The organism is Pseudomonas sp. H3_E07 (genome assembly GCF_054668895.1).
This window is the reverse complement of sequence record NZ_CP162795.1, coordinates 725,001-744,138: the sequence shown is the minus strand read 5'-3', so window position 1 is coordinate 744,138 and position 19,138 is coordinate 725,001. Positions and strand designations below refer to the sequence as shown.

20 protein-coding genes (1 of these 20 running past the window's edge) are annotated in these 19,138 nt (G+C 61.2%); 7 read left to right on the top strand and 13 right to left on the bottom strand.

Annotated elements, in window-relative coordinates; all coding sequences use genetic code 11:
• The first annotated feature begins 260 nt into the window (after window positions 1-260).
• Window positions 261-1,679 (top strand): 3-isopropylmalate dehydratase large subunit, encoded by a 1,419-nt coding sequence (gene leuC / locus AB4O08_RS03245; protein WP_460114702.1) that lies wholly within the window; start codon window positions 261-263, stop codon window positions 1,677-1,679.
• Complete coding sequence (gene leuD, locus AB4O08_RS03240) at window positions 1,676-2,290, top strand: 3-isopropylmalate dehydratase small subunit (protein ID WP_047543441.1); 615 nt, start codon at window positions 1,676-1,678, stop codon at window positions 2,288-2,290. The genes leuC and leuD overlap by 4 nt, the downstream gene beginning before the upstream one ends.
• Window positions 2,291-2,423: 133 nt before the next feature.
• Here leuD and AB4O08_RS03235 read toward each other — a convergent pair whose 3' ends face one another.
• The 5 genes from AB4O08_RS03235 to soxR form a co-directional block, all read right to left on the bottom strand.
• Complete coding sequence (locus tag AB4O08_RS03235) at window positions 2,424-3,338, bottom strand: LysR substrate-binding domain-containing protein (protein WP_198729970.1); 915 nt, start codon at window positions 3,336-3,338, stop codon at window positions 2,424-2,426.
• Window positions 3,339-3,416: 78 nt separating this feature from the next.
• A complete protein-coding gene (locus AB4O08_RS03230; protein ID WP_010211593.1) occupies window positions 3,417-4,730 on the bottom strand; it encodes a dicarboxylate/amino acid:cation symporter in 1,314 nt (437 codons plus the stop codon).
• 100 nt (window positions 4,731-4,830) lie between these two features.
• A complete protein-coding gene (locus tag AB4O08_RS03225; protein ID WP_305470033.1) occupies window positions 4,831-5,706 on the bottom strand; it encodes an alpha/beta fold hydrolase in 876 nt (291 codons plus the stop codon).
• A gap of 201 nt (window positions 5,707-5,907) precedes the next feature.
• On the bottom strand, window positions 5,908-6,366 hold the full coding sequence (locus AB4O08_RS03220) for a VOC family protein (RefSeq protein ID WP_010211591.1): 459 nt from the start codon (window positions 6,364-6,366) through the stop codon (window positions 5,908-5,910).
• A gap of 243 nt (window positions 6,367-6,609) precedes the next feature.
• Complete coding sequence (gene soxR / locus AB4O08_RS03215; RefSeq protein ID WP_010211590.1) at window positions 6,610-7,065, bottom strand: redox-sensitive transcriptional activator SoxR; 456 nt, start codon at window positions 7,063-7,065, stop codon at window positions 6,610-6,612.
• A 101-nt stretch (window positions 7,066-7,166) separates the two neighbouring features.
• On the opposite strand from soxR, the gene AB4O08_RS03210 reads away from it, so the two are divergent.
• Complete coding sequence (locus tag AB4O08_RS03210; protein ID WP_010211589.1) at window positions 7,167-7,532, top strand: antibiotic biosynthesis monooxygenase; 366 nt, start codon at window positions 7,167-7,169, stop codon at window positions 7,530-7,532.
• Here AB4O08_RS03210 and AB4O08_RS03205 read toward each other — a convergent pair.
• From AB4O08_RS03205 to msuE, 4 genes are all read right to left on the bottom strand, one after another.
• Window positions 7,521-8,624: a sigma-54 interaction domain-containing protein gene (locus AB4O08_RS03205; protein WP_010211587.1), complete on the bottom strand. Its 1,104-nt coding sequence runs from the start codon at window positions 8,622-8,624 to the stop codon at window positions 7,521-7,523. The genes AB4O08_RS03210 and AB4O08_RS03205 overlap by 12 nt on opposite strands.
• 11 nt (window positions 8,625-8,635) lie before the next feature.
• Window positions 8,636-9,823 (bottom strand): acyl-CoA dehydrogenase family protein, encoded by a 1,188-nt coding sequence (locus AB4O08_RS03200; RefSeq protein WP_460114701.1) that lies wholly within the window; start codon window positions 9,821-9,823, stop codon window positions 8,636-8,638.
• Between the two features lie 62 nt (window positions 9,824-9,885).
• A complete protein-coding gene (gene ssuD, locus AB4O08_RS03195; protein ID WP_010211585.1) occupies window positions 9,886-11,028 on the bottom strand; it encodes an FMNH2-dependent alkanesulfonate monooxygenase in 1,143 nt (380 codons plus the stop codon).
• A 9-nt stretch (window positions 11,029-11,037) separates the two neighbouring features.
• A complete protein-coding gene (gene msuE / locus AB4O08_RS03190) occupies window positions 11,038-11,601 on the bottom strand; it encodes an FMN reductase (RefSeq protein WP_031290849.1) in 564 nt (187 codons plus the stop codon).
• A 399-nt stretch (window positions 11,602-12,000) separates the two neighbouring features.
• Between msuE and AB4O08_RS03185 the strand changes: the two genes are divergently transcribed.
• The 3 genes from AB4O08_RS03185 to AB4O08_RS03175 all read left to right on the top strand — a co-directional run bounded on the left by AB4O08_RS03185 (window position 12,001) and on the right by AB4O08_RS03175 (window position 15,522).
• A complete protein-coding gene (locus AB4O08_RS03185; RefSeq protein ID WP_154973753.1) occupies window positions 12,001-12,270 on the top strand; it encodes a hypothetical protein in 270 nt (89 codons plus the stop codon).
• A 233-nt stretch (window positions 12,271-12,503) separates the two neighbouring features.
• Entirely contained in the window at window positions 12,504-13,664 is a 1,161-nt protein-coding gene (locus AB4O08_RS03180) for a cysteine desulfurase family protein (RefSeq protein ID WP_460114700.1), read from the top strand.
• A 49-nt stretch (window positions 13,665-13,713) separates the two neighbouring features.
• Window positions 13,714-15,522 carry an aminopeptidase P family protein gene (locus tag AB4O08_RS03175; RefSeq protein ID WP_460114699.1) on the top strand — a complete coding sequence of 603 codons (1,809 nt, stop codon included), beginning with the start codon at window positions 13,714-13,716 and terminating at the stop codon, window positions 15,520-15,522.
• Here AB4O08_RS03175 and AB4O08_RS03170 read toward each other — a convergent pair.
• A complete protein-coding gene (locus AB4O08_RS03170; protein WP_042571648.1) occupies window positions 15,515-16,423 on the bottom strand; it encodes a LysR family transcriptional regulator in 909 nt (302 codons plus the stop codon). The two genes, AB4O08_RS03175 and AB4O08_RS03170, sit on opposite strands and share 8 nt — an antisense overlap.
• 115 nt (window positions 16,424-16,538) lie before the next feature.
• Between AB4O08_RS03170 and AB4O08_RS03165 the strand changes: the two genes are divergently transcribed.
• Window positions 16,539-17,525, top strand: coding sequence for a zinc-dependent alcohol dehydrogenase family protein (locus AB4O08_RS03165; protein ID WP_460114698.1), 987 nt, complete (start codon window positions 16,539-16,541; stop codon window positions 17,523-17,525).
• Here the strand turns inward: AB4O08_RS03165 and AB4O08_RS03160 are convergent.
• The 3 genes from AB4O08_RS03160 to AB4O08_RS03150 form a co-directional block, all read right to left on the bottom strand.
• Window positions 17,522-18,112, bottom strand: a complete 591-nt coding sequence (locus tag AB4O08_RS03160) for a 2-hydroxychromene-2-carboxylate isomerase (RefSeq protein ID WP_460114697.1) — start codon at window positions 18,110-18,112, stop codon at window positions 17,522-17,524. The genes AB4O08_RS03165 and AB4O08_RS03160 overlap by 4 nt on opposite strands.
• A gap of 35 nt (window positions 18,113-18,147) precedes the next feature.
• Complete coding sequence (locus AB4O08_RS03155; RefSeq protein ID WP_010211576.1) at window positions 18,148-18,879, bottom strand: SDR family oxidoreductase; 732 nt, start codon at window positions 18,877-18,879, stop codon at window positions 18,148-18,150.
• A 111-nt stretch (window positions 18,880-18,990) separates the two neighbouring features.
• A protein-coding gene (locus AB4O08_RS03150) for a hypothetical protein (protein ID WP_021492088.1) crosses the window boundary here: on the bottom strand, window positions 18,991-19,138 show its 3' portion. The gene runs 134 nt beyond the window's last position; the window shows 148 of its 282 coding nt (coding positions 135-282); its start codon lies off the right edge, out of view; its stop codon occupies window positions 18,991-18,993.

Here is a 19,138-nt window from a genome sequence, read left to right as displayed (position 1 = left end):
GTGAAGGCCCGGAAAAGGCCAGTCGTAGCTTTTGCTGACGCGACAGGCTGTATCTAAGTTAAGACGGATGAGAATGAGAAATCCCTAACCTAGATATGAAAGAAAATGTTTCAGGTTCACATTCAGGGCGTTTTAACGCCTCGATCGAACACGAAACATGTTCCAAGCCATCACCCTGGCGCCCTTGATGGGGTGGGGCCGCTGCGTAGGATGGGCTTATGCCGTTGAGTGAGCCCTATCCAAAGCGAGCCCTAAGAAAAATGACTGCCAGAACCCTTTACGACAAACACATCGATTCCCACACGGTGTGCCCCCTGGATGACCAGGGCCATGTCCTGCTTTATATAGACCGCCAGGTGATCAACGAATACACCAGCCCCCAGGCCTTCAGCGGCCTGCGCGACGCCGGGCGTAACGTATGGCGCCCCGGCACGGCGTTGGCCGTGGTCGACCATGTGAACCCCACCACGCCCAAACGCATCGCGGCGATGCCCGATGCCGGCGGGGCGCGGCAAGTGTCCTACCTGGCCGAGAACTGCCGGGACTTCGGCATCGAACTGCTGGACATCCTCGACAAGCGTCAAGGCATTGAGCACGTGATCGCCCCGGAACAGGGGTTTATCCTGCCGGGCATGGTGATTGCCGCCGGTGACAGCCACACCACCACCTACGGGGCCCTGGGTGCCTTCGGTTTTGGCATCGGTACTTCGGAAATCGAACACCTGCTGGCTTCCCAGACCCTGGTCTACAAGCGCCTGAAAACGATGTGCGTGAGCGTCGACGGCGACCTGGCGCCGGGCCTGACGTCCAAGGACGTGATCATGGCGCTGATCGGCAAGATCGGCGCCTCGGGTGCCACCGGCTATGCCATTGAATTTCGCGGCTCGACCATTGATGCGTTGAGCGTCGAGGCGCGCATGACCATCTGCAACATGGCAGTGGAAGCCGGTGCGCGGGGCGCGTTCATGGCGCCGGACGAAAAAGTCTTCGCCTACCTCAAGGGCAAGCCGCGTGCGCCGCAAGGCGAGCTGTGGGACCAGGCGCTGGCGGGCTGGCGCTTGCTGCACTCGGATGTCGGCGCGGTGTTCGACCAAGAGGTGCAACTCGACGCCACCACCCTGGAGCCCATGGTCACCTGGGGCACCAGCCCCGACCAGGCCGCGCCCATCGGCGCCCGCGTGCCCGACCCGCAGGACGTCAGCGACCTGATTCTGCGTCAGGACATGCGCCGCGCCCTCAATTACATGGGCCTGGAAGCCGGCATGCGGCTGAGCGATATCGTCATCAGCCACGCATTCATCGGCTCCTGCACCAATGCGCGCATCGAGGACCTGCGCGACGCCGCCAGTGTAGTGCGCGGCAAGCACGTGGCCGAGCACGTACGGGCGATGATCGTGCCGGGCTCCACCGAAGTGCGGGACCAGGCTGAAGCCGAAGGGCTGGCCGCGATTTTTATCGACGCCGGCTTTGAATGGCGTCAGTCCGGTTGCTCGATGTGCCTGGCGATGAATGATGACGTGCTGGCTCCCGGCGACCGCTGCGCCTCCAGCACCAACCGCAACTTCGAAGGTCGCCAGGGCGCGGGCGCACGTACCCACTTGATGAGCCCGGCGATGGTCGCCGCCGCCGCCATTACTGGCCGCCTCACTGATATCCGCCACGTTGGAGCGCGCCCATGAGCCTGCAACCGTTCACCCTGGTCACCGGCAAGGCCGCGCCGATGCTGGCGGCCAATATCGACACCGACGTAATCATGCCCAAGCAGTTCCTCAAGGGCATCGACCGCAGCGGCCTGGACCGTGGGCTGTTCTTCGACCTGCGCTTCTTGCCCTCCGGCGAGCCCAACCCTGAGTTTGTGCTGAACCAACCGGCCTGGCAGGGCGCGAGTTTTATGGTGGTAGGGCCGAACTTCGGCTGCGGCTCCAGCCGTGAACACGCGGTGTGGGGGCTGAAACAGATGGGCATCCGCGCCTTGATCGGCAGCAGCTTTGCCGGGATTTTCTATGACAACTGCCAGCGTAACGGGGTGTTGTTGATTACCCTGGACGAGGCGGTGCTGCAGACGTTGGGCAAGACCGTCAGCCAGGCGGACCAGGCGCAGATCAGTGTCGACCTTGAAGCCCAGCAGATTCGCCTGGCGGACGGCGAGGTGATTGCGTTCCAGATTGATACGTTGCGTAAGTCTGCGCTGCTGCTTGGCCTGGACGCCATCGGCAGTACCTTGCAGCGCAGTGACGAGATCAAGGCCTTTGAACGCCGCCACCTGCAAGCCAACCCCTGGCTCAACTGACACACCCAGCTCTAAAAGCAGGCGCGGGCTTGCTCGCGAGTGCAGTGTGTCAGCCAATACATGTCTGACTGACCCACCGCTTTTGCGAGCAAGCCCGCTTTCACTTTTTTGATTGGGTTTGCAACGCTATGGGCTAGATCGAGAGCCCTTTGAAGTGCTCCTGCAAGAACTCTACGCAGGCGCGCAGCTTCCCGGAATACGCCAGCCGTGTCGGGTACACCGCCCACACATTCGCGCTCTGGGTATATCCGTGCAGTACCTGCACCAGCTTGCCTTGTTCCAGCAACGGCTTCACATCCCACATCGAGCGCAGCAACACCCCGCGCCCATCCAAGGCCCACTGCAACACAATCTCGCCATTGTTCGACGACAGCGGCCCACGCACGCGCACGCTTTCCTGGGCGCCGTCGCGTTCCAGGTTCCAGATGCCAAACGCGTTATCGCGCTCTTTGAGCACCAGGCAATCGTGCTGTTCCAGGTCGCTCAAATGTTGCGGTGTGCCGTGGCGCTGCAGATAAGCCGGGGCGGCGCACAGTACCCGGCGGTTGCTCACCAGCCGGCGGCCGATGTGTTGGCCGGGAATGTCGTCGCCCACGCGGATCTCCAGGTCGAAGCCTTCGCTGACGATGTCCACCACGCGGTCGAACAGGTCCAGGCGGATTTCCAGGTCCGGGTATTGTTCTGCCATCTGCGACAGGGCCGGGGCCACATGGTTGCGGCCAAAGCCGAAGCTGCTGCACAAATGCAGGCGCCCACGGGGGCTGTCGTGGGCGTCGGAGAGTTCATCGGAGAGTTGCTGGAAGTCCTCCAGGATGCGCACGGCCCAGCGCTGCACCCGCTCGCCGTCTTCGGTCAGGGCGATGCGCCGGCTGGTGCGGTGCAGCAGGCGGGTGGCCAGGGTGGTTTCGAGGATCTGGATACGCTTGCTGACATACGCGGGCGACAGCCCGAGTTCATCGGCTGCCGCTGCGAAGCCGGCCTTGCGGATCACGGTCAGGAACACCCGCAGGTCTTCGGGTAGGGGCACGGTATCTTTCTTGTTAGTCATCAGAAACAGGCGTGGCGGCATGAGCCGCCAGAATAGCACCGCTTGGACGCGCCTTCCGGCACGCCCGGGTGTTGTCGCTTACTCGGCGGCCATCTTGGCCTGGGCCGCAGCCTCGGCAGCCCGAGCATGGCGGCCGCGCTTGAGCGCGATAGGGGCCATTTTTTCGCGGTCCAGCTCACCTTCCCAGGCGGCCACTACCAGGGCGGCCACGGCATTGCCGATAATATTGGTCAACGAGCGGCATTCGGCCATGAAGCGATCGACGCCGAGGATCAACACCATCGCCGCCACCGGCACCGTCGGCACCACCGCCAGGCTGGCGGCCAGCGCCACGAAGCCCGCACCGACCACCGCACCCGCGCCCTTGGAGGTCAGCATGGCCACCGCCAACAGGGTCAACTGCTGCTCCAGTGGCAAGTGGATGTTAGTGGCCTGGGCCAGGAACAGCACCGCCAGGGTCATATAGATGTTGGTGCCGTCGAGGTTGAAGGTGTAGCCGGTCGGCACCACGATGCCCACCACGCCCTTGGAGGCGCCCAGGCTTTCAAGTTTCTGGATCAGTTGAGGCAACGCCGACTCCGACGAGCTGGTACCGAGCACGATCAACAGCTCTGACTTGATGTAGCCCATCAATTTGAAAATGCTGAACCCGGCGTAGCGGGCGATGCTGCCCAGCACCACGGCAATAAAGAAAAACGCCGTGACATAGAAGGTGCCCACCAGTTTCAGCAGGGGCAGCAACGAACCGACACCGTACTTACCGATGGTGAACGCGATCGCACCAAAGGCACCGATCGGCGCGACCCGGCTGATGATGCCGACGATGCGGAAGAACACTTCGCTGGCCTGATTGATCACGCCCACCAGCGGCCGGCCCTTTTCACCGACCATTACCAGGCCCACGCCAAACAGCACGGAGACGAACAGCACCGGCAGGATTTCACCCTTGGAAAACGCATCGAAGAATGTCGCGGGGATCACATGCAACAGGAACCCGGTGATGCCTTCGCCATGTTCGGCCTGGCCGACAAAACCGGCGATGGCCGAACTGTCGAGGGTCTTCACATCGATATTGAAGCCCACGCCCGGATGCAGCAGGTGCGCGGCAAGAATGCCGATCAACAGGGCGATGGTCGAGACCACCTCGAAGTACAGCAGCGCCTTGCCACCGACCCGGCCCACCTGTTTTACGTCGTGCATGCTGGTGATGCCGGAGACCACCGTGCAGAAGATGATCGGGCCGATGATCATCTTGATCAGCTTGATAAAACCATCGCCGAGGGGCTTGAGGTCGATGCCGATCTGCGGCCATTGATGGCCGATCAACACGCCCAGCGCGATAGCGATGAGCACCTGGATATACAGGGTTCCCAGCAGTTTTCTGATTGTCATTGTTATTATCTCGGTACGTTTCTTGGGGCAAAGCGAACCCGTCGCAGGCCATTGGCAGCCTGCGAGGCGGGTGGGTCAGGTCACGGGTTTACTGAGTGGTTCAGCGAAGGAAGGTCAGGACTTCGCCCAGCAGCAACTCGGGGGCTTCTTCGGCGATGTAATGGCCGGCCGGCAGGGCCTTGCCGCGCACGTCGGTGGCGACTTTCTGCCATTCCTTGAGCGGCTCGAAACAGCGGCCGACCGTGCCTTCGGCACCCCACATCACCAGCAACGGCAGGTTCAGGTGGTTACTGGCGTCGATGTCCGCCTGGTCGTGCTCAAGGTCGATACCGGCGGCGGCACGGTAGTCCTCACAGAGGCCAGTGGCGGCCCCCGGCAGTTTCAGGCAGCGCAGGTACTCGGCGAAGGCCTCATCGGTAAATGGCTTGAGCCCGGCGCTGCGACTGCCCATTACGCTGCGCAGGTACAGCTCCGGGTTGCTCTCGATCAAGGCTTCCGGCAACGGCGCCGGGCGGATCAGGAAGAACCAGTGCCAGTAGGCGCGGGCGAAGGCTTCGTCGGTCTGTGCATACATCGACAGGGTAGGGGCGATGTCCAGCAGCACCATGCGCTGCACGGCGGCGGGATGGTCCAGGGCCAGGCGATGGGCAACGCGGGCGCCACGGTCGTGGGCCAGCACCGAAAACTGCGCGAAGCCCAAGGCCTTCATGAGCTCGGCGCTGTCCCGGGCCATTTCGCGTTTCGAATAGTTGGAGTGGTCGTCATTGGCTGGCGGTTTGCTGCTGTCGCCATAGCCACGCAGGTCGGCGGCCACCACGGTGAAGTGTTCAGCCAGCTGTTCGGCGACTTTGTGCCAGATGACATGGGTTTGCGGGTGCCCGTGCAACAGGAGCAGACCGGGACCTGTACCGCCTTGGCGGTAACTGATGTCCACGCCGTTGACGTGGCACTGGTCTTTTTGGAATCCGGCGAACATGGAATGACTCCTCTTTGTAATTGCTTGCATCCTGGAATCACGCAGCGTTCGGGGCAAGGGCGAAAACGTGGAGGGGTTGTTCATGAAGTGTGTAGGAGCTGGCTTGCCGGCGATGAAATCGACTCGGTGCGCTGGTAGAACGAGTTGTGTGCATCGCCGGCAAGCCAGCACCTACATTTGATAGATGTTGCCTCAGCTATTTCAGGCTTGCTTGAACATCTCCATGGCACGCTGGCGGATCTGTGCTTCGGTCAAATCTTCCTTATGCGTGGCCAGGAACCACAGATGCCCGAACGGATCCTTCACGCTAGCGGAGCGGTCGCCGTAGAACTGGTCTTTCGGCTCGGACACGACCACAGCGCCCGCAGCCACCGCTTGCTTGAACTGCGCGTCGACATCCTTCACATACAGATGCAAACCGACACTGGTGTGTTCATCCGGATTGCGCAGCGCCATTTCATCGCAGGGCGTGCCCAGCATGATTGCCGAGTCACCAATACGCAGCTCGGCATGGCCGACTTTGCCATCGGGCATGTCCAGGCGCATGACCTGGGTGGCGCCGAAGGCTTTCTTGTAGAACGCGATGGCTTCAGCGGCATTGTTGATGCCCATATACGGCGTGACGCTGTGATAACCCTCGGGAATCGGTTTAACGCTCATATCGTTCTCCTTGATGGTGGTGGAGGGACGGCCTTTTAACTATAGGCCACGGATTGCGTGGCCTGCGGACAGCCGACGAGGTGTCCGCCAGGCAACAGTGAGCGGGCAGATTGCTGCGCCCTAAGCGCGCCGGGTCAGCGTTCTTACCGCCAAACCGCCTGCTTCGAATGCCGATGAGGTGCGCCAGTTCATCCTGACCCGTTACAAAGGCCAGATCGCCGCTGGTTTCTGATTATGAGGGTGTCACTTCAGTGATTGGGAGGTGGGCTCCAACAGCTGTGCCCCTGGCCCGCACTCGCCGAGTTTGTCATCCTGATTACGCAACGGACATGCCTCCAGCGACAGACACCCGCAGCCAATACAGCCACTGAGCTTGTCGCGCAGCAGCATCAGCTTGTTGATGCGTTCATCCAGGTCTTCGCGCCACAGCGCCGACAAACGCTCCCAATCCTGGGCATTGGGCGTGCGCCCGTCCGGGAGCGTCTGCAACGTCTCGCCGATCGTCGCCAGCGGAATGCCCAAACGCTGGGCGATCTTGATCACCACCACACGCCGCAGCACATCCCGTGGATAGCGGCGCTGGTTACCGGCATTGCGGTTGCTCTTGATCAGCCCCTTGGCTTCATAGAAATGCAGGGCCGTGACCGCGACGCCACTGCGGGCGGCGAGTTGGCCGACGGTGAGTTCCTTGTTGAGCATGAAAAAACTCCCAAACAGCGCTTGACCTTGACTTAACTAGAGGTTTTACCCTGCATGGCATCGAATCGCAAGATTCTGCCTACAGAGAAAGGGGAGTGTTCATGCAGGTATTAGAGAAAAATCGCAGCTTCACTCAATTGATCGAGTTTCAGATCGAGCCCCGGCAGCAACGGGCCCTGGTGGCGGCGTTGACCACTCAAAGCGAACGCCTGGCCCAAGGCCATGGCGGCTTTATCAACGCAAGTGTGCAAGTCAGCGATGACGGCCGGCGGGTGCTCAATTACCTGCAATGGCGCTCGCGCGAGGATGGCGAGGCGGCGTTCAAATGCTTCGAGCACGGCGAGGAGGATTTCTGGACGCTGATTCGCGCCCACCAGGCCACGGCCGTGACCTTCGGTTCGTTCCAAGTGCTGCGCAGCTTCGAGCGTAGCCACGATAACGCATTGCACTGCCGTCTAAATGGATAGGTGCAGCATGCGCTCGCCCTGCACGTTTTCGCCTGGGCGGCGTTTGTTCACCGCCAACTCGCCGATCTTGATCAGGCGTGTGCGCGTGACGTTGCGGCTCAAGCCCAGCAGGTTGGCGGTGTGCACCTGGTTGTAATGGCTGAAACGGTAGGCGGCGCGGAGCAGGGCGTCCTCGACCTTTTCATGCAGGGCCCCGGCCTGTTCCTCAAACAGCTTTTGGAAGGCCCGCGCCAGCAACGCTTCGGCGCTGTTGTCAGTGCCGTGCTGGCTGTCGTCCTGACGCTCGATGCGCATGTTCGACAGGCGTAAATCGTCGCGTTCGATCACGCCATCGCGGCAGATCAGCAGGGTGTGGTGAATCACGTTTTCCAGTTCACGGATGTTGCCCGGCCAACTGTAGCTCTTGAGTTTGTGCTCGGCCTCGCGGCTGATGGTGATCGGCCCGTAACCCAGGCGCTGGCTGTAGGCTTCGATAAAATGCCGGGTCAGCGGCAGGATATCGCCTGGCCGGTCACGCAAGGGGCTGAGCTCCAGGCTGACCACGTCGAGACGGTAGTAGAGGTCCTCGCGAAAATGCCCGGCATTGATGGCTTTTTCCAGTTGCACGTTGGTGGCGGCCAGGACCCGCACATCAATCGGAATGCTCTTGCGCGACCCCAGGCGTACCACTTCGCGTTCCTGTAGGACGCGCAACAGCTTGACCTGGATCGCCATCGGCAAATCGCCAATCTCATCCAGAAACAACGTGCCGCCGTCGGCCTCTTCGAACCAGCCGGCCTTGGCACTGAGGGCGCCGGTGAAGGCGCCTTTTTCGTGGCCGAACAGCTCGGCTTCCACCAGGGATTCGGAGAACGCACCGCAGTTCACCGCCACGAATGGCCGGTTGCGCCGCGCGCTGAGGTTGTGGATATGCCGTGCCACCAGTTCTTTACCGGTCCCGGTCTCGCCGATGATCAACACGCTGGCTTCGCTGGGCGCCACTTGCTGGATGTGGTCGAGCAACGCCTGGGATTTAGGGTCTTCGAAGACCTGGGCCGTGGCGCGGATCGACGTCGCGAGGGCGGGCGAGGGCGGTAGGGTCAAAAGCTGCATGGGCACCTCTCTTAGGAATAGAACGTTGGAATCGGCAGGGCTTGGTTCAATGCCCAATCCCCGAGTTCGTGGAGCTTGTAGTCCACCGGGTCGTGCAGGGTTTGCGTGCGCAGGTTGCGCCAGTGGCGGTCCAGGCGCAGCGATGCGTGGGTGGAGCGCGCGCCGGTCACTTCGAACAGGCGGCTGCACAAGTCGAGGCCTTGGCGGGTCGCGGCGACCTTGGCGGTGGCGATAGCGATAGCCAGTTGGCCACGCTCGTTTTCGCTGAGGTTCGGGCCCTTTGCCCAGGCTTGGTCGAGCAACTCGGCGGCGCGCTCCACCAGCAAGTGCACACCTTCAAGGGCGATCCAGAATTCTCCGTAGTGATGCAGCACGTAAGGGTCCTGGCGCACGTCTTCGGCACTGGATTTATGCCACGAACGGGTTTCGGTGAGCGTGTAGTTGCGTGCTTCTTCGAAAGCGCCTTCGGCTATACCGAGGAACATATGCGTAAAGGTCAACTGCGCGATCAACGGGCGCAGGCAGGCAAAGGGCGTGCTCAGCGGGCCGGGATCGAGCAGCAGTTCGGATTCTTCGACGCGCACCCGTTCGAAGCTCGCGCTGCCGCTGTCGGTCTGGCGCTGGCCGATATTGTTCCAATCGTTGTGCAAAGTGATGCCGCTGCGGCCGCTGGGGATGGCGGCGATCAGCAGCTTGCCGCCGGCGGTTTCATCCACCGCCGAGGCGATCAGCATTTCCGAGTCGCTGGCGCCGGAGCAGAAGCTCTTTTTGCCGGAAAACTCGCGCCAGCCGCCGAAATCCTTGACCACCGTGCGCGTGTCCAGCGGGTTGAGGGCATTGCCCCAAAACCAGTTTTTGCGTGCAGTCTGTTCGAACCAGGGCTGCCATTGATCCGGGCGTGAAAACAGGCGCACGGTGGCGAGCATCAGGTGGTGAAAACCGAAGACATGGGCGATCGAACTGTCGACCTTGGCGAATTCGCGCACGATGCCGAGGGTGTCGCTCCAGCGTGCGCCGAGGCCGCCGTATTGGATGGGAATACTCAGGGCCAGCAGGCCGCTCTGGCGCAGGGCGTCGCGTTCGGCTTTAGGCGTGCCACCGCGCTCGTCACGCTCGACGGCGGTGCGGGCGAATTCGGCGGCCAGCCGTTTGGCGGTCTGCAAGGGGGAGGGCAGGACGCTGTGGGGGTTGGCTGTCACGGGAGATTCCTCTATTTGCCTTGTAGGCGCTGGCAAGCCGGCGCCTACAGAAGGGCAGCGGTTCAGGCCTTTGTCGTCGGCAGTACATCGTTGGCAATCATTTCGCCGAACGGGCCAGTGAGGTTGGTGACGCCGCGCCCGGCAAGGCTGGCGTAGGGTTCCGGCAGCAACGGGAACACCAGCTCGGCGAAGCGATAGGCTTCTTCCAGGTGCGGGTAGCCGGAGAAGATGAAGCTCTCGATCCCCAGGTCTGCGTATTCCTTGATGCGCTCGGCTACTTGCTGCGGGTTGCCGACCAACGCGGTGCCGGCACCACCGCGCACCAGGCCGACGCCGGCCCACAGGTTGGGGGCGATTTCCAAGTTGTCGCGGCGCCCGTCATGCAGGGCGGCCATGCGGCGCTGGCCTTCGGAATCGAAGCGCGAGAAGGATTTTTGCGCGGCGGCGATGGTTTCGTCGCTGATGTGCTCGATCAGTTTGTCGGCGGCTTTCCAGGCGTCCTCTTCGGTCTCGCGCACGATCACATGCAGGCGGATGCCGAATTTCACGGTGCGCCCGTGGCGTGCGGCGCGCTCACGCACATCCGCAAGTTTTTCCGCGACGGCGGCCGGCGGTTCGCCCCAGGTCAGGTACACATCGACCTGCTCGGCGGCGAGGTCGTGGGCGGCATCGGAAGAACCGCCGAAATACAGCGGCGGATAAGGCTTCTGCACCGGCGGATAAAGCGCCTTGGCGTTCTGTACGCGCAAGTGTTTGCCTTCGAAATCTACCGATTCGCCCTGCAATACGCGGCGCCAGATCTGTAGGAATTCGTCGGAGACTTCGTAGCGTTCGCTGTGGTCAAGGAAGCTGCCGTCGCCGCGGTTTTCGTCGGGGTCGCCGCCGGTCACCACGTTGATCAGCAGGCGGCCGTTGGACAGGCGGTCCAGGGTCGCCGCCATGCGTGCCGACACGGTGGGCGAGATGATGCCCGGACGAATGGCCACCAAGTAACGCAGGCGTTCGGTCAACGGCACCAGCGCCGAGGCGATGACCCAGGAGTCTTCGCACGAGCGCCCGGTAGGAATCAGCACGCCGTGGTAACCCAGGCTGTCAGCCGCCTGTGCGACTTGCTTCAGGTAATTGAGAGTGACCGGCCTTGCACCTTGTGTGGTGCCCAGGTAATGACCGTCGCCGTGAGTGGGCAGGAACCAGAAAACATCCATGACAAATCCTTAAGCGATTTTCAGCAGAGAGGGGGCGTGCGCAGTGAACAACGGTGCTGCACGTTCTGCCGCCAGTTGAATACGGGCTTTTAATAGGTCGCTGGTTATTTGGTAGTCGGTGAAGTCCGCCTCGGTGGCGTACACGCCGACGGGCAGGGTCAGCGCCTGGAAGAAGCTGAACAGCGGACGCAACTGATGATCGAGGACCAGCGCGTGACGTTCACTGCCGCCGGTTGCAGCCAGGAGCACGGGTGTGTTGACCAATGCATTGAGGCCGATCAGGTCGAACAAATGCTTGAGCAAACCTGGGTAGGAACCGCGATAGACCGGCGCCGCGACGATCAGCAGGTCGGCCTGTTCGATGGCCAACAGTTGCGCCTCGACGTCGGCGGGCAGCTCATCGCGGGACAACGCGCCGCCGAGAGGCCGGGCGATGTCGCCCAGTTCGATCAGGGTGGTCTCGATCGGCAGCAACGTAGCGATTTCAGCCAGTACAGCCTGGGTCAGTACGAGGGTGCGGGACGGACGCCAGGTTCCGCCCGAGAGGGCGACGACATTCAGGGGACGGGTCATGAACAGTTCCTTTTTCAACAGTGGTTCATAGCAAAGGGGTACAACCGGTTGAGCAAGAGCTGTACCAACGGGTGCAGGCCTTGAACGGCGTGGGTTGCAGGCTCACTGCTGAAAAATGCGGGTGTTGGCTGCCTGGTGATTTGTTGAATGACTGTTGCTAGCGAAACAGTTGCGTGGGCAACAGTGCTGTCGCCGTGCAGCATCATTTATAGAGGGTTACTTTTATTCCGTAAATGAACGTATTTCTATATTTATAGATCTTAAAGGAATATGAAAGCGCCGCTATCGAAGGTGCTTCAGCGGTTGATAGCAACTATCACGGCAGGTGATTTTTCCCTGCGCGAGGGCGGGAGTAGCCTGTGTTCATTGACTCGAAACCTCCTTTGCAGGGCCACCGCCATGAACCGATTCCTCGCCGTTTCCTTATTGATTGTCAGTGCTGTCCTTGCTGGATGTGCGACCCATCCATCGCCAGAGATGCGCCCTTACACGGCCGAAGAAACCAAACAGTTGGCCCTGGAAGCGTTGAGTCGTCGTGGTTTGTCATTTGATGAATATCAACAGCAGCGCGCTGCACTCACCGGCCAGCCACAGAGACCCTTCGGCTTTGATCGCCAAGGCGAAATGAACGCCGAACGCAGTGTGACCCTGCATGGTCGTGCCAGTTGAGCCTGCGTCCGGCGGCAAAAAGCCCGAGGTTTCCCTTAAGGAACCTCGGGCTTTTTGTTTTCCATGGGGCGACTTCAGCCTGTTAAGCTGAATTTCAGGAGCGTTCCTACGCACATTTACATAAAGTGGTCCTTCTTTAATGGCATTCGATCGGTTAAACCTGACGACCTCTGTCCCGGTCCGTGCCCCTGAGACGCTGCTCTCGGGAACCTGCTCTGCGAGTTTTCAATGTCATGAATAAACGTCCGCTGTATTTCGACTACGCCGCCACCACCCCGGTGGATGAGCGGGTCATCCAGGTGATGGTTGAGTGTCTGGGCTTCAATGCCAACTTCGGTAACCCTGCGTCCAGTTCCCATGCGTTCGGCCAGGCGGCCCGGCACACGGTCGAACAGGCGCGTCGTCAGGTGGCCGAGTTGGTCGGTGCCAACCCGGAACAAATCGTCTGGACCTCCGGCGCCACCGAATCCAACAACCTTGCGATCAAGGGCGTGGCCCAGGCGCGAGGTGTGGCGGGTGGGCATATCATCACCAGCCAGATCGAACACAAGGCCACCCTGGATACCGCGCGACAACTGCAGGAAGCGGGCGTGGCCGTGACCTACCTGGTGCCGGATGCCGAAGGCCTGATCAGCGCCGATGCTGTCAGTGAAGCCTTGCGCGAGGACACCTTCCTGGTGTCGCTGATGCTGGTGAATAACGAATTGGGCACCCTCAACGACATCCCGGCCATCGGCGCTCGCGTGCGTGAGCACGGTGCGTTGTTGCATGTGGATGCGGCGCAGGGGGCGGGCAAGGTGGCGATCGACCTGGCGCAGTGGCCGGTGGACTTGATGTCGTTTTCGGCCCACAAACTGTATGGCCCCAAAGGTGTCGGCGCTTTGTATGTCGGCCCGCGGGCGCAGCAGAAGGTGTTGGCGCAGATTCACGGCGGCGGTCACGAAGGCGGCCTGCGCTCCGGCACCTTGGCAACGCATCAGATTGCCGGCATGGGCACCGCGTTTGCGTTGGCGGCGGCGTCTTTTGCCGAAGAAAAGGCGGTGATCGTGGCTCTGCGCCAGCGCCTGCTGGACCAGTTGGCGTCGGTGGCCGGCGTGCGCCTCAATGGCAGCGCCACGCAACGTATTCCACACACCCTGAGCCTCACGTTCAGTGAAGGCGAATTCAATGCCGCTGCGTTGAGCGCGGGGATCGCGTTCTCTGCGACGTCCGCCTGCAATTCGGCGAGTAACGCGCCGTCCCATGTGCTGCTCGCCCTGGGCCATGGTGCACGCAGCGCCGGCCGTACCATTCGCTTGAGCCTGGGCCGGTTTACCACCGAACAGGATATTGACCAGGCGGTGCAGTTGATCAAGTCAGCCCTGGCCAGTGCACCGGCCTTCTGGGCGGTCTGATTCATTTATCGCAACACATAATAATTATTCGTGGTTAGCAGGAGACACAATGAGTACGCAGCCTTTGACCCATGGAACGGTTCCCCAGCGCCTGGCGCATACCCGTGAACTGATGAGCCGCGAGGGCATTCACGCCCTGCTGGTGCCGTCGGCCGACCCGCACCTGTCCGAATACCTGCCGGGTTACTGGCAGGGGCGGCAATGGTTGTCGGGGTTTCATGGTTCGGTGGGGACGCTGATTGTCACTGCGGATTTCGCCGGTGTGTGGGCCGACAGCCGTTACTGGGAACAGGCGACCAAGGAACTCAAGGGCAGCGGCATCGAACTGGTCAAGCTGCAGCCGGGCCAACCCGGGCCACTGGAGTGGCTGGCCGAGCAAACACCGGAAGGGGGTGTCGTCGCGGTGGACGGTGCAGTCATGGCTGTGGCGTCGGCGCGAACCCTGGGTGGCAAGTTGGCAGAGCGTGGCGCCCGACTGCGTACGGATGTCGACCTGTTGGATGAAGTCTGGAAAGACCGCCCGGCATTGCCGAACCAGCCGATCTATCAACATTTGCCACCGCAGGCCACTGTCAGCCGTGGTGAAAAACTCGCCTCACTGCGCGCCGCCTTGAAAGAGAAGGGCGCCGATTGGCATTTCATTGCAACCCTGGATGACATCGCCTGGCTGTTCAACTTGCGCGGTGGTGATGTTTCCTTTAACCCGGTGTTTGTGTCCTTTGCATTGATCAGTCAGCAGCAAGCCACGTTGTTCGTGGCGCTGAGCAAAGTCGATGGTGAGCTGCGGGCGGTGCTGGAGCAGGATGGCGTGACGCTGCGCGACTACAGCGAAGTGGCTGACGCGTTGCGCGCGGTGCCTGCGGGCGCCAGCTTGCAGGTGGACCCGGCGCGCGTCACCGCTGGCCTGCTGGAAAACCTGGATGCTGGCGTCAAGCTGGTCGAAGGGCTTAACCCGACCACATTGGCCAAGTCCCGCAAGAGTCTTGCCGATGCGGAACATATCCGCCAAGCCATGGAGCAGGATGGCGCGGCGCTGTGCGAATTTTTCGCCTGGCTGGAGAGTGCGTTGGGTCGCGAACGTATCACCGAACTGACCATTGACGAACACCTGACCGCTGCGCGCACCCGTCGGCCCGGTTATGTATCGCTGAGTTTCAACACCATCGCAGCCTACAACGCCAATGGCGCAATGCCGCATTACCATGCCACTGAAGAAGAGCATGCGCTGATCGAAGGTGATGGCTTGTTGCTGATTGACTCGGGTGGCCAGTACCTGGGCGGCACCACGGATATCACGCGGATGGTGCCTATCGGCACGCCGAGTGACGAGCAGAAGCGTGACTGCACCCGCGTACTCAAGGGCGTGATCGCCTTGTCCCGTGCACACTTCCCGAAAGGGATCCTGTCACCACTGCTGGACGCCATTGCCCGCGCGCCGATCTGGGCGGAAGGCGTGGACTACGGCCACGGCACCGGGCACGGTGTAGGCTATTTCCTCAATGTGCATGAAGGCCCGCAAGTGATTGCCTATCAGGCCGCCACGGCGCCGCAAACGGCGATGCAGCCGGGGATGATCACGTCCATTGAGCCGGGCACCTACCGTCCGGGACGTTGGGGTGTGCGCATCGAGAACCTGGTGCTCAACCGCGAAGCCGGCAAGACTGAGTTCGGCGAGTTCCTGAAGTTCGAAACCCTGACCTTGTGCCCGATCGATACGCGCTGCCTGGAGCCCGCGCTGCTGACGGCGGACGAGCGCGAGTGGTTCAACGCTTACCACGCTGAAGTGCGTGCGCGGTTAAGCCCGTTACTCAGTGGTGCTGCGCTTGAGTGGCTGCAGGTACGCACTGCGGCTATTTGATCGCCTGCAGTTCAGGGGCCTGGGCCAGGGCGTCGGCCATATAGTCGACGAATGCCTTGACCCGGGCTGACTGGCGACGGTTGGGCGCCGACACCGCATGGATCGGCAGCGACTGCGCGGTGTAGTCCTGCAACAGTGCGACCACGCGGCCGGCCTTCAAATCGTCGTAGAACAACCATAGGGGCGACAGCGCAATGCCGAGCCCCGTCAACACCATTTCCCGCACCGCTTCGGAGTTGTTGCTCTGGGCGTTGCCGGTGATGCGCACGCTGTGTCGCGTGCCCTCCTTTTCGTACACCCACTGGTTCTGGCTGCTGAGCAGGTTGAAAAGCAGACAGTTGTGCTGGCTGAGCTCATGCGGGGTTTGGGGCGCGGGATGGCGGGCCAGGTAGTCCGGGCTGGCCAGGGTGACCCGGTGGGTGGTACCGATCTGTCGTGCAATCAAGCCACTGTCGCGCAATTCGCCAATTCGCAGAGTCACGTCCAGGCCTTCGCTGACCATGTCCTGCAGGTGATCGTTGAGTTGCAGGTCCACCTGCACGTCCGGGTATTGCTGCAGGAAATCGCTGAGGCGTGCAGCAATATGCAGGCGCCCGAAACTGACCGACGAACCGATGCGCAAGGGACCGGCGATCGCCTCTTTGCCGGTCTGGAAACTGTGTTCGGCAGCGTCCACGGCGGCGAGGATTTCACGGCAATGGCTGTAGTACCGTTGACCTTCGTCGGTCAGAGACAGTTGGCGCGTACTGCGGGCAATCAACTTGCCGCCCAGTTCGGTTTCCAGGGCGCGCAGTATTTTGCTGATGGTGGGCTGGGTGGTCTGCATTTCCCGGGCGACGGCGGAAAAACTGCCGCGTTCAATCACCCGAACGAAAATCGCCATTGCGTTGAGTTTGTCCATGAGCTGTCCGAACCATGCCAAATGGGCATGAGCACTATAGCTTTTTAGCGTCTTATCAGCATGAGTCGGCAGACGGATCATGGGCTTCATCCTCCTATGACGCGAGATCGCCAACATGACTGATATGCACGCTTTGATTGTGGACGCCGTGGATGCGCCGTTTCGGCTGACGACAATGCCCAAGCCAGTGGCCGGCGCTGGCCAAGTGCTGGTTCGGATTCGCGCCAGTGGCCTTAACCCATTGGACGGCAAAATTCGTGCAGGCCAGGCTGCTCATGCGCGCCAACCTCTGCCGGCGGTACTCGGGATGGACTTGGCGGGCACCGTTGAAGCCGTCGGCCCTGGCGCGGGTGGGTGGCAGGTTGGCGATGATGTGTATGCGTTGGCAACCGGGATTGGCGGCGCACAGGGCTCGCTGGCGGAATATGCGGCAGTTGATGCGCGCTTGCTGGCGAAGAAACCCGCGACCTTGAGCATGCGTGAAGCGGCGGTGTTGCCGCTGGTGTTGATTACGGCTTGGGAGGGTTTGGTGGACCGGGCTCAGGTAGGTTCTGCACACAAAGTGTTGATCCAGGGTGGTGCTGGCGGGGTAGGGCATGTCGCGGTGCAATTGGCGCGTGCTTACGGCGCGCAGGTGTATGCCACAGGCTCTGCCAGGCATCGCTCGGTCATCGAGGGGCTTGGCGCGACGTTCATCGATTATCAGCAGCAGACGGTTGAAGCCTATGTCGCGCAGTACACTGCGGGCGAAGGTTTCGACGTTGTGTATGACACCGTCGGCGGGGAGACGCTGGATGCATCCTTCCGAGCGGCCAAGACCTATCACGGTCATGTAGTGAGTTGCCTGGGATGGGGGCAACACAGCCTGGCGCCATTGTCCTTTCGTGGGGCGAGCTACTCTGGCGTGTTTACCTTGTTACCGTTGTTGACTGCAAAAGGGTGTGAACATCACGGGCAGATCCTTTCCGAGGCCGCGCGGTTGATCGATGCCGGCAATCTCAAGCCGATCATGGACGGGCATCACTTCGATTTGCACAGTGCAAACGCCGCTTACGACCTGCTCGCAGGCGGCGCGCAAGGGCGCTTGGCGATCGAGATCTAACTCAAGGCTTCACGCACTAAATCCAGACGGTCCTGACCGAAGAACAACTGTTTGCCTACAAACATGCTGGGTGCACCGAACACGCCGCGTTGAACGGCCTGTTCGGTGTTGTCTTTGAGGGCAGCCTTTACACGTTCTTCATTAGCCAGTGCCAGCAGCTCATCCGGGTCAAAGCCATGTTCGGTGAGCACGGCAGCCACCACGGTGGGGTCTCCCAAGTGGCGGCCATCGACCCAGAGCGCGCGGAACAGGCAATCGACAACGTCCTGGAAACGTTCAGGGTGGTGCAATTGGACGCCGGTGATCACGCGCATCAATACCAGGGTGTTGATGGGAAAATGCGGGTTGAACTGGAGCGGCACGTTGTAGCGACGGGCATAACGTGCAAGGTCATCAAACATGTAGCGACCTTTTGCGGGAACGGTGATTGGAGAGGCGTTGCCGGTGGCCTTGAACACGCCGCCCAACAGCATGGGCTTGTACACCAACTGCGTACCGGTTGCCGCGCACAACGCCGGCAGTTGAGTGTAGGCCAGGTAGGTGGCAGGGCTGCCGAGGTCAAAGAAGAATTCCAAGGTTTTACTCATGGTCGATGCTCGCTGCTTATTGTTATGGGGCGTGCTCACCAGGGTTCATTCCAGGGACGCAGGTCCAGTTCGAAGGTCCAGGCATCGCGTGGCTGGCTATGCAGGTACCAATAGTTATCGGCGATGTGCTCGGGGTTGAGGATGCCGTCCTGGTCCTTGAGCGCGTATTTTTGCGGGAAATTGTCGCGAATGAAGTCGGTGTCAATGGCGCCGTCGACCACGATATGGGCGACGTGGATGTTCCTGGGGCCCAATTCCCGCGCCATGCTTTGCGCAAGCGCCCGAATTCCGTGCTTGGCCCCAGCGAATGCAGCAAAACCTGCCGCGCCGCGCAATCCTGCGGTGGCTCCTGTGAACAGAATGGTGCCTCGATTGCGCGTGACCATGCGCTTGGCCACCTCGCGTGCATTCAGGAAGCCCGAAAAACAGGCCATCTCCCAGATCTTGAAATACTTGCGCGCGGTTTCTTCGAGGATGCTGCACGGGACGTTGGCGCCGATGTTGAACACGAAGGCTTCGATGGGGCCCAGGTTGGTTTCGATGTTTTCGATCAGTGCGATGACGTCGTCTTCCTTACGTGCATCGCAGGCAAACCCATGGGCCTCGCCGCCTGCAGCTTGAATACTGTCTACCAGTGGCTGCAGTTTGTCGGCACTGCGGCGTGTCACGCAGGCCACATAGCCTTCGCGGGCAAAGCGTTTGGCAATGGCGCCGCCGGTTGCATCACCGGCGCCCACTACCAATACGATTTTCTTGTTGTGCGTCATGGGAACTCCGTTGGCTCGATAGTCGAGCAGGAGTTTAGACGCAGCGCCGCGAAGGGCTGGATTTGTATCTGGAATTTAATAGGAGCAGTCAGGGGATGACTGCTCGAGCAACTATTTACAGATGACGATCATGCTTCGGCTGGTATAGCCGGCAGGATTGAGGCCGAAGGGGTAGTCCCCTGGTTCCTCGGAGTTGTCACCGGACTTTGCGATAACCCGATAGCCCTTGGCGCCGCAAGAGTTGGTTGCGCTGGTGTAG

Bases quoted from the DNA above. Each gene is read 5' to 3' on its own strand.
- leuC (WP_460114702.1), top strand. From the start codon at position 261: ATGACTGCCAGAACCCTTTACGACAAACACATCGATTCCCACACGGTG.
- leuD (WP_047543441.1), top strand. From the start codon at position 1,676: ATGAGCCTGCAACCGTTCACCCTGGTCACCGGCAAGGCCGCGCCGATG.
- AB4O08_RS03235 (WP_198729970.1), bottom strand. From the start codon at position 3,338: ATGACTAACAAGAAAGATACCGTGCCCCTACCCGAAGACCTGCGGGTG.
- AB4O08_RS03230 (WP_010211593.1), bottom strand. From the start codon at position 4,730: ATGACAATCAGAAAACTGCTGGGAACCCTGTATATCCAGGTGCTCATC.
- AB4O08_RS03225 (WP_305470033.1), bottom strand. From the start codon at position 5,706: ATGTTCGCCGGATTCCAAAAAGACCAGTGCCACGTCAACGGCGTGGAC.
- AB4O08_RS03220 (WP_010211591.1), bottom strand. From the start codon at position 6,366: ATGAGCGTTAAACCGATTCCCGAGGGTTATCACAGCGTCACGCCGTAT.
- soxR (WP_010211590.1), bottom strand. From the start codon at position 7,065: ATGCTCAACAAGGAACTCACCGTCGGCCAACTCGCCGCCCGCAGTGGC.
- AB4O08_RS03210 (WP_010211589.1), top strand. From the start codon at position 7,167: ATGCAGGTATTAGAGAAAAATCGCAGCTTCACTCAATTGATCGAGTTT.
- AB4O08_RS03205 (WP_010211587.1), bottom strand. From the start codon at position 8,624: ATGCAGCTTTTGACCCTACCGCCCTCGCCCGCCCTCGCGACGTCGATC.
- ssuD (WP_010211585.1), bottom strand. From the start codon at position 11,028: ATGGATGTTTTCTGGTTCCTGCCCACTCACGGCGACGGTCATTACCTG.
- msuE (WP_031290849.1), bottom strand. From the start codon at position 11,601: ATGACCCGTCCCCTGAATGTCGTCGCCCTCTCGGGCGGAACCTGGCGT.
- AB4O08_RS03185 (WP_154973753.1), top strand. From the start codon at position 12,001: ATGAACCGATTCCTCGCCGTTTCCTTATTGATTGTCAGTGCTGTCCTT.
- AB4O08_RS03180 (WP_460114700.1), top strand. From the start codon at position 12,504: ATGAATAAACGTCCGCTGTATTTCGACTACGCCGCCACCACCCCGGTG.
- AB4O08_RS03175 (WP_460114699.1), top strand. From the start codon at position 13,714: ATGAGTACGCAGCCTTTGACCCATGGAACGGTTCCCCAGCGCCTGGCG.
- AB4O08_RS03170 (WP_042571648.1), bottom strand. From the start codon at position 16,423: ATGGACAAACTCAACGCAATGGCGATTTTCGTTCGGGTGATTGAACGC.
- AB4O08_RS03165 (WP_460114698.1), top strand. From the start codon at position 16,539: ATGACTGATATGCACGCTTTGATTGTGGACGCCGTGGATGCGCCGTTT.
- AB4O08_RS03160 (WP_460114697.1), bottom strand. From the start codon at position 18,112: ATGAGTAAAACCTTGGAATTCTTCTTTGACCTCGGCAGCCCTGCCACC.
- AB4O08_RS03155 (WP_010211576.1), bottom strand. From the start codon at position 18,879: ATGACGCACAACAAGAAAATCGTATTGGTAGTGGGCGCCGGTGATGCA.